An 8,861-nucleotide genomic window follows, 5' to 3' on the forward strand; every position below is an offset into this window, starting at 1 on the left:
TTTCGTCATTTTCGTGCTATTTAATATTATAAATTGGGGTTTCTAATTTTTCAAGGGCGCAAATATAAGAATTAAATCTCCAATATTTCAAGCCTAATTCATTAAATAATAACGGAATAAACTTTTAATATTGCAACCCGACAATAATTTCTATGGAATTTTCTAAAATACTGATTAATTGGTATTTAAATAACAGGCGCGATTTACCCTGGCGCAAAACTGCCAACCCTTACCATATATGGCTTAGCGAAATTATGCTGCAACAAACCAGGGTCGAGCAGGGATTACCTTATTATTTAAGCTTTGTAAAGGCTTTTCCTTCTGTTTTTGATCTCGCTGAAGCTTCCCAGGAAAAAGTGCTTAAACTCTGGCAGGGGTTAGGCTATTATTCCCGGGCTCGTAATCTTCATGAAACAGCCAAATATGTTGCTTTTAAGCTAAACGGGGTTTTCCCCGATAATTATAAAGACCTTAAAAAACTGAAAGGAGTTGGCGATTATACCGCCAGCGCCATTGCTTCCATTTGCTATAATGAAATAGTTCCCGTTGTTGATGGGAATGTCTATAGGGTGCTTTCCAGGTGTTTTGATGTTGAAACCCCGATAAATTCTACCGCTGGAGTTAAAGAATTTAAATTGCTGGCCTGGGAATTAATTGATAAAGAGCACCCTTCATTGTTCAACCAGGGCTTGATGGAATTTGGGGCCTTGCATTGTAAACCGCGTAACCCGCTTTGTAATACCTGTCCTTTTAATGATATCTGCCTGGCTTTAAAACACAATAAAATTAAAGAGTTGCCTGTTAAGCTTAAAAAAACAAAAGTAAAAAAGCGTTATTTCAATTATCTGGTTTTCTCTTCTGAAGAAAACAGAACCCTTCTTGAGAAGCGTAAAGGAAAAGGAATTTGGGAAGGCTTATATGAATTTCCGCTTATAGAGACCGCCGAGCCGCCAACTTCTGAAACATTTATTTCAGAAGAAGAGATTTTGGAAAAGACAGGTGCTATAGCAAGTGAGATTAGCTTATTTAATGAAAAACCCGTAGTGCATAAACTTTCTCATCAACATATTTATACGCATTTCTGGATGGTAAACTCGGGAACTTTATTAAATGGTATTCCTGTAGGCGAAGTTAAAAAATATCCCGTTCCGGTTTTAATCCAGAATTTCCTCGAGGAATCGGGCTTTGAGGAATACTGATATAGAGATATGGAAACTTTTATTTCAATCAATTTTAGTCTGCTCGAATTTTTTGAGTATTTTAGAATAAATTTAAACTGAGCAAACCCTCTAAATGAGGTTCAAATAAAACTTAAAAAAATGACTGGTACGCTAAACAAAGTAATGCTGATAGGGCATACGGGAGATGATGTGAAAATGCATTATTTTGAGGGGGGAAATTCGCTTGGGCGCTTTCCACTGGCTACAAATGAGTCTTACACCAATAAAACCACAGGGGAGCGGGTTACCAATACCGAGTGGCATAATATTGTGGTGCGTAATAAGGCTGCAGAGATTTGTGAGAAATATCTTAAAAAAGGTGATAAGGTTTATATTGAAGGTAGATTAAAGACCCGCAAATGGCAGGATGACCAAGGGAACGATAAGTATTCAACTGAGATTCACTGTACAGAATTTACTTTTTTAACTCCCAAGGATCAGGCTGGAGGAAGTGCCTCTCAGGAAACTCAGACACAAAAACCACAAAGCCAACCAAAAAATGATAGCTTTGCACAGGAAGAAGATGAAGATGATCTTCCCTTTTAAGTTTAACTAAAACCATAACATTTGGACTCAGAACCTCCCAGTTTAATTCTGTTTTGGGCCACTATAGACTTCACCCAGATAATTAGCTTGATTATCTTATTGCTTTTACTGCTTTGTTCTGCCCTTATCTCAGGAGCCGAGGTGGCATTCTTTTCCCTCACCCCGGCCGATGTGATTACCGATGATGGAAAGAGAAGCAAGGCACAGCAAATTGTAGTAAAACTCTTAGATAAGCCAAAGAAACTGCTAGCCACAATTCTGGTAGCTAATAATTTTATAAATATTGCTATCGTTCTGCTTTTTGATACGCTCACCGATGAGCTCTTCGGAATGATAAGAACCGTTTTCTGGGGTGTGGATTTTAAACTTATTATAGAGGTGGGAGTAGTAGCCTTCCTTATCCTTCTTTTTGGAGAGATTTTGCCAAAGGTTTATGCCAGCAGAAATAAAGTGGAGTTTTCAAATTTTATGGCTCAGCCGCTTAATTTTCTTGATAGTTTCTTCTCTCCTCTTAGTACGCCTATGCGTTCGGTTACTTTGTTTATTCACGATAAACTCGGAAAACAACGTTCCTTTTTGAATGTAGACCATCTCTCGCAGGCGCTGGATCTTACCAGTGATGAAGGAACCAGCAAGGAAGAGCAAAAAATCCTTAAGGGGATTGTTTCTTTTGGGAATACCGATACCAAACAGGTAATGCGGCCCAGGATGGATATTTTTGCGCTCAACGAAAATCTAAATTATAAGGAGATCATTCCTGAAATTATCAAAAACGGTTATTCCCGAATTCCTGTGTACAAAGAAAATATAGATAATATTATCGGGATCCTATACGTGAAAGACCTTCTACCTTATATTGAGGAAAATAAATTTGAATGGACCGGGTTGTTGCGGGAACCCTATTTTGTTCCGGAGAATAAAAAACTTGACGACCTTCTCAACGATTTTAAGGATAAGAAAAACCACCTGGCAATTGTTGTAGATGAATATGGTGGAACCAGTGGATTGATCTCTCTGGAAGATATAATTGAGGAGATCGTTGGGGATATTAGTGACGAGTTTGATGATGAAGATCTTATTTTCTCAAAATTGGATGAACATAATTTTATTTTTGAGGGGAAAACGCCGTTAAAGGATTTCTATAAAATTATTAAGCTGGAGGAGACGGAAGCTTTTGAAGAAAAAAAGGGTGAAGCCGAAACCCTGGCAGGCTTTCTTCTGGAGATATCGGCCGGTTTTCCGAAAAAAAATGATGATATCTTTTTCCTGAATTATACTTTTACCGTTGAAGCAGTAGACGATAAAAGGATAAAACAGATCAAGCTTAGTATAATGCCTGTATGAGATTAGCCGTTAAAATAATGATCTTAGTGTTAATGTTCTCTTCCTGTGGGAGTGATGAGGCGAGACCAAAACCCAGGGCTTTCCTGGCCCTGGATTATACAGAGGCGGTTTACTCCCCCATAAATCTTGATTGTCCTTACAATTTCGAAAAGAATCAAAAAGCTATTATTACTCCCTCGCGAAATAATATTCCCTGCTGGATAAATCTGGAATATAGAGATATGGATGGAATGATTTTTATTACTTATCAACCGGTTAGGAACAATTTGGATTCTTTATTGAAAGATGCTCAAAATCTGCCCTTGCAGCACACCATAAAGGCCGATGTTATTGAAGGTGATATGTATACCAATGCGCTTCACGACACTTATGGGATGTTTTATGAAATTGAAGGGGATGCAGCTTCCCAGGCTCAGTTTTACCTAACCGACAGTGTTGAACATTTTCTTACCGGATCGATTTACTTCAACCGCCAACCAAATTTTGATTCCATTGTTCCTGCTGCCGATTATCTAAAAAAGGACATGAAGCATTTGATGGAAAGTCTACGCTGGCAGGAGAAAAAGTAAGAGAAAAGTTGTTTTGCATGATTTTATATCGATTTTTGCCACTGAAAAAGCAAAAATTATATGCCACTACAAAAACTGAAATGGATCTATCTTTTCCTGCTTTCTTTAGTTTGGGGGAGTTCTTTTATCCTGATTAAAAAAGGTCTTGTTGGTCTTTCTGCGACCGAAGTTGGTTCCTTTAGAATAATTTTTGCAGCCCTCTTCCTTATCCTTGTTGGGTTCAAAAGTCTGCTTAAGCTTACCTCCGGTCAATGGAAGTGGATTATAATTTCGGGATTCCTGGGATCATTTTTCCCGGTTTATTTGTTCGCCTTTGCTGAAACCGAGATAGACAGTGCTATTGCTTCAATATTGAATGCTACCACCCCAATTTTAACACTTGTTTTCGGGGCGTTCTTTTTTAGAGCAGTATTCACACAAAATAAACTTATTGGGGTTGGAATTGGCCTGTTAGGGGCAATTGGGTTAATTCTTAGTGGATCCAAAATAAATCCAGATCAAAATTACCTGTATTCCCTGTTGGTGGTGATGGCTGCCGGGTGCTATGCGATAAACGTGAACATTCTTAAAACAAAAATGAGCGACATTTCACCACTTGCAATCGCAGCCGGGAACTTTACTGTGCTTCTCATTCCTGCAATTGGCATTCTTGCTTTATCTGGTTTTTTCCAGAAGGATTTAACAGCTGAAATTCAAATGTCTGTAGGCTATGTAGCGGTTCTGGGAATAATTGGTACCGGGATAGCAATGATTGTTTTCAATAAGCTCGTGCAGATATCCGATCCCGTTTTCACCACTTCTGTGACTTATACAATTCCTGTGGTAGCTCTTGGTTGGGGAATTTTGGATGGGGAGGTTTTTAGCTTCTGGCAATTGTTCTCTGCCATGGTTATTTTAGCAGGAGTTTTTATAGTGAACAGGTCTAAAAAAATTTTCAGCAAATTCAGAAAGCAAGCGATATAAAAAGAGAAAACCGACCCTTAAGCCGGTTTTCTCACCCTCTAACATTAATAAAAAAGACTATTCTTCAAAATCTTCGGCTGTTACCCCTTCATTTATCAGGATTTCAGTCACATTAAATTCAAAAGTTTGTGGTTCCGCGGCCTGGGTCATTTTGAAAGGAAATTTCACGCCTTCTACCTCCTTGTAGTCACTGTATCCAGTTGGGATATTCATGGTTCGCCCTCCCTGAGATATAGTTTGTACCGTTTGCATTTTTAGGCCGCTATCTACGCTGTAATAAGCTTTATGATTTTCGCTTAAGGCAATAACGTAAGCATCAGTGCCTTCCAGGCTTTCAATTCCTTCCAGAGTAGCATTGCCTACTTCAAGTTCTGGAAATGGATTGGCGTCGATTTTTGCAGCTTTGATCTGGTCTTCGTTGTAAGGAATTTTTTGCCCCTGCGCCACTACAAAGCCAGTTTCGCCATTAAATACCTGCTTGCTCATCACATTTCCGCCAACCGAAACTTCCTGGTTTAACTTGCCATCCATAGTTCTTTTCATACTTAGATTCAAAACCATTCCCTGTACGGTAGCTTCAGCGATCATTGCTATGCTTTCTATTTCTTCCAAGGCGTCACGTCCACCGATGGCTTCAATATAATCTCCGTAAACTTTTTCTACGGTAACAGAAGCATCAATTTCTTTTGGTTGAGGTTTTTCAACTTCCTCTCCAAGTTTGTTGTAATACTTAACCGGAAGCGTTTTTCCGTTAAATTCAATCTTTTCAAGATTTTCAGCAATTTCTGAAGCTTTTCCGGCAACAACAATTCTCATATTATCGGTTTGATAATATTTGTTGGCTACACGCTGAATATCTTCTGCAGTTACTGCATTGATTTTTTGAAGGAAAGTTTCGTAGAAATCTTCGGATAGATCATTGGTTTTTATATTAAGTGCATAATTGGCGATGGTAGATGGTTGTTCCAGCCTTAGTACGAAATCACCGGCAAATTTACTTTTTGCATTTTCCAGCATTTCAGCATCTACCGGTTCGGTTTTAATTCTTCTAATCTCTTTTAAAGACTCTACAATTGCACTATCGGTTACTGCGTTTCTAACACTTGCCTGGGCCACAAATCTTGAAGCATACTTATCGGCTCCTGTATTTGTTCTTGCTCCATAGGTATAACCTTTGTCTTCTCTAAGGTTCATGTTAAGATAACTACCAAAACTACCGCCAAGAATCTGGTTTGCAACTAAAACCGGGAAGTAATCTTCGTCTGACATTTTAAGGTCTATTGTGTTCTGTAGTCTTAGTTCACTCTGAACAGCGTTAGGCATATCAATTAAGTTGATTTGTGTTTCATCAACATTAATTACCTTAGGTAACTCCTGCTCCTTTGGAGCACCTGCTTTCCAGTTTCCAAAATTCTTCTCAGCTAATTTCTTTACGTCAGAAGTTTTGACATCACCAACTACTACAAGGTAAGCATTGGCAGGTTTAAAATAGCTATCGTAAAATTCTTCGACATCTTTTAAAGACACTTTCTCGGTATTTTCTACGGTAGCAAATTCTCCATAAGGATGATTGGTTCCATAAGCTAAAGCTGAGCTCACCCGGCTTGCGATAGAGCCTACATCTTTATTTATGGACTTTAAGCTTTCAATTTGCTTGTTCTTCTCTGCATCAAACTCTTCCTGGGTGAATTTTGGTCTTAAAGCTCCTTCGGCCATAAGCTCCATAACTCTTGGGAAAAATTTAGAAAGAGAGCTCGCATATGCACTTTCTGATCCTAAATTAATATTAGCTCCTAAAAAGTCTATCTCTTCGTTAAATTGGTCTTTAGACATATTCTCTGTTCCTGTCCCCATTAATGAAGCAACAAGAGAAGAGGTTGCCGGCTTTTCTTCTGTGTGAGGCTTATTGTCAATAATTAAAGAAGCAGAAACCCTTGGTAATTTATGGTTTTCTACTACTAAAACTTTTAAGCCATTGTCTAATGTGAATTCATCTGGTTGGCCAAGATTGATCTTTGGCGCCGGTCCTGGTGTCGGTTGTTTGGTGCGGTCTACCTGTGCAATTGCCGCTGTGGTCAAAAAACAGGCGATAAATAATGTAAGTATATTGAATTTCATTCTTTTTATTTTTTAGGTTGTTCCTTGTCGCTTGCTGGAAGGTAATCTAATTCTAAACGTTGGTTCTCATTAAGATATTCGTTGGCAACTCTTTTAATATCTTCTCTTGTAATGTTTCTATAGATTTCAATTTCTTCATTAATAAGGTCGGTATCTCCATAAAGAACATTGTATGTTGCAAGTGATGAAGCGATTCCCTGAATACTGCTGTTAGAATTTACAAAACGGTTCTCAAACTTATTCTGAAGTTTTTGATATTCCTTTTCTGAGATCAACTCGTTTTGAAGTTTGTAAATCTCTTCGTCCATAGAAGTTGCAAGAGTATCCAGAGGAGTATCTCCTAAAGCAAGAGCACCCATTACGTAAGTTCCGTAATCTTCCTGAGATCTTGGGAAAGCTAATACCTGAAGTGCGGTTTTTTCTTCGTCTACCATTTTCTTATACATTCTGGAGCTTCTCCCGTCTGTAAGTATAGAAGATATCATATCTAAAATATAAGCATCTCTCTCTAACATAGATGGTGTACGGTAAACAAATAACTTTGCGGGGATTTGTATGTTGCTGTCGTATTCTGTGGCAGTTATAGTTTCAGTAATTGGTTCTTCTTCAATCGAAACTCTTACTACTTCATTTCCTTTAGGAACTTCAGCAAAATACTTCTCAATCATCTCTTTGGTTTCTTCGGTTTCTATATCACCGGCAACAACTAAAGTGGCATTGTTTGGTCCGTAATATTTATCAAAGAAAGCTTTGAATTCAGAAAGCTCGGCGGCGTCAAGATCTTCCATCGTGCCAATCACCGAGTTTTTGTAAGGATGTTTGTCAAAAACATATTTATTGATACCGGTGGAATAGATAATCTTCCCGTAAGGTGCATTGTCAATACGAGAGCGCTTTTCTTCCTTTACTACTTCGTTTTGAGTTTCTACTCCAACCTCGTTAATAACCGGGTGTAGCATTCTTTCAGATTCCATCCATAAACCAAGTTCAAGGTTGTTAGAAGGAAAGGTTTCGTAATAATAAGTACGATCTTGCGTGGTATTCGCATTATTGCTGCCACCATTAGCGGCTACAATGTCAAACCATTTTCCGCGCTCAATGTTTTCGGTGCCTTCAAATAGAAGGTGTTCAAAGAAGTGAGCAAAGCCAGAGCGGCCTTCTTCCTCATCCTTAGCACCTACATGATACATTACTCCAACTGTGACTACGGGAGCTGTATTGTCCTGATGTAATATTACGTGTAATCCGTTGTCCAGGTCGTATTCGGTGAATTCTACCTCCTGAGCAACACCTGCCGCGCTAACCAATAGGGCGAAGGCAGTAAGCTTAATTTTGTTAAACATGTTTAGATGGTTTTTTATTAATGTACAGGTATAAGTATTAGAAAATGTAGATTTGTTACAGAAATTGAATAATAATTAAAGTAATTATATTCAAATCACGCTAGTTCCAAAATTAACAAGGTATTAAGGCAGAAACCGGTAGTTTTTTAAGAAATTTACTAGCGTAAATTCAAAAAACAACTATGAAAAAATTCAGTATTCCAATAAAACATGGAGTAGCCGTAGCTGCAGGGCTAATTGCTTATTTTTTAATTCTCTCATTATTCGGAGCTCATAAATATCCAATTTACAGTTTATTCAATGGGGTGATTATGGCTTTCGGAATGTGGGAAGCAATTAAGTACTACAGGCTTTCTGCAGGAAATAAATTTAAGTATCAAAAAGGTTTTATGACCGGGCTCTTAACCGGCTTTAACGCAACTATTATATTCACAATATTCTTTGGGATTTACGCTACTGAGATCGATCCTGGATTTAAGGATGAAATAGTGACTATGTGGGTTGACGATTGGTTTATAAGTATTGGGATGCTACTCTTTACCGTGGCCTTAATGGGATTTGCAACCAGTATCGTTCTTACCCTAACCTTTATGCAACTCAAGAAAGACTCCTGGAATACCAAAGAAGGAAAAAAGCATACCTATTAAAAACTTTAGAAGAGTTTGTGAATTAATTAATTAGAAGTATATTTGCACCCGCTTGCTAAAAAGCAGGCGTTTGTAAAGCATAAATCTAATAAAAACACTATGTACGCAATT

8 protein-coding genes are annotated in these 8,861 nt (G+C 38.1%); 6 read left to right on the forward strand and 2 right to left on the reverse strand.

The window, feature by feature from the left end:
* Positions 1 to 152: 152 nt before the first annotated feature.
* From mutY to VIM94_RS08720, 5 genes are all read left to right on the forward strand, one after another.
* Positions 153 to 1,199, forward strand: a complete 1,047-nt coding sequence (gene mutY, locus VIM94_RS08700; RefSeq protein ID WP_332038904.1) for an A/G-specific adenine glycosylase — start codon at positions 153 to 155, stop codon at positions 1,197 to 1,199.
* Positions 1,200 to 1,319: 120 nt separating this feature from the next.
* Positions 1,320 to 1,766, forward strand: a complete 447-nt coding sequence (locus VIM94_RS08705; RefSeq protein WP_332038905.1) for a single-stranded DNA-binding protein — start codon at positions 1,320 to 1,322, stop codon at positions 1,764 to 1,766.
* 21 nt (positions 1,767 to 1,787) lie between these two features.
* Positions 1,788 to 3,110 (forward strand): gliding motility-associated protein GldE, encoded by a 1,323-nt coding sequence (locus VIM94_RS08710; RefSeq protein ID WP_332038906.1) that lies wholly within the window; start codon positions 1,788 to 1,790, stop codon positions 3,108 to 3,110.
* 17 nt (positions 3,111 to 3,127) lie between these two features.
* Positions 3,128 to 3,679, forward strand: a complete 552-nt coding sequence (gene gldD / locus VIM94_RS08715; RefSeq protein ID WP_414707169.1) for a gliding motility lipoprotein GldD — start codon at positions 3,128 to 3,130, stop codon at positions 3,677 to 3,679.
* Positions 3,680 to 3,739: 60 nt separating this feature from the next.
* On the forward strand, positions 3,740 to 4,642 hold the full coding sequence (locus VIM94_RS08720) for a DMT family transporter (protein ID WP_332038908.1): 903 nt from the start codon (positions 3,740 to 3,742) through the stop codon (positions 4,640 to 4,642).
* A gap of 57 nt (positions 4,643 to 4,699) precedes the next feature.
* Here VIM94_RS08720 and VIM94_RS08725 read toward each other — a convergent pair whose 3' ends face one another.
* Positions 4,700 to 6,760, reverse strand: coding sequence for a pitrilysin family protein (locus VIM94_RS08725; protein WP_332038909.1), 2,061 nt, complete (start codon positions 6,758 to 6,760; stop codon positions 4,700 to 4,702).
* A gap of 5 nt (positions 6,761 to 6,765) precedes the next feature.
* Complete coding sequence (locus VIM94_RS08730) at positions 6,766 to 8,103, reverse strand: pitrilysin family protein (protein ID WP_332038910.1); 1,338 nt, start codon at positions 8,101 to 8,103, stop codon at positions 6,766 to 6,768.
* Positions 8,104 to 8,285: 182 nt separating this feature from the next.
* Between VIM94_RS08730 and VIM94_RS08735 the strand changes: the two genes are divergently transcribed.
* Positions 8,286 to 8,750 (forward strand): DUF4199 domain-containing protein, encoded by a 465-nt coding sequence (locus VIM94_RS08735; protein WP_332038911.1) that lies wholly within the window; start codon positions 8,286 to 8,288, stop codon positions 8,748 to 8,750.
* Positions 8,751 to 8,861 lie beyond the last annotated feature (111 nt).

The sequence above is a fragment of the Salegentibacter sp. genome (assembly GCF_036568425.1).
Taxonomy (GTDB): Bacteria; Bacteroidota; Bacteroidia; order Flavobacteriales; family Flavobacteriaceae; genus Salegentibacter.

Coding starts and splice junctions, on each gene's coding strand:
- VIM94_RS08725 (WP_332038909.1), bottom strand. CDS start 6,760: ATGAAATTCAATATACTTACATTATTTATCGCCTGTTTTTTGACCACA.
- VIM94_RS08730 (WP_332038910.1), bottom strand. CDS start 8,103: ATGTTTAACAAAATTAAGCTTACTGCCTTCGCCCTATTGGTTAGCGCG.
- VIM94_RS08735 (WP_332038911.1), top strand. CDS start 8,286: ATGAAAAAATTCAGTATTCCAATAAAACATGGAGTAGCCGTAGCTGCA.
- gldD (WP_414707169.1), top strand. CDS start 3,128: ATGATCTTAGTGTTAATGTTCTCTTCCTGTGGGAGTGATGAGGCGAGA.
- VIM94_RS08705 (WP_332038905.1), top strand. CDS start 1,320: ATGACTGGTACGCTAAACAAAGTAATGCTGATAGGGCATACGGGAGAT.
- mutY (WP_332038904.1), top strand. CDS start 153: ATGGAATTTTCTAAAATACTGATTAATTGGTATTTAAATAACAGGCGC.
- VIM94_RS08720 (WP_332038908.1), top strand. CDS start 3,740: ATGCCACTACAAAAACTGAAATGGATCTATCTTTTCCTGCTTTCTTTA.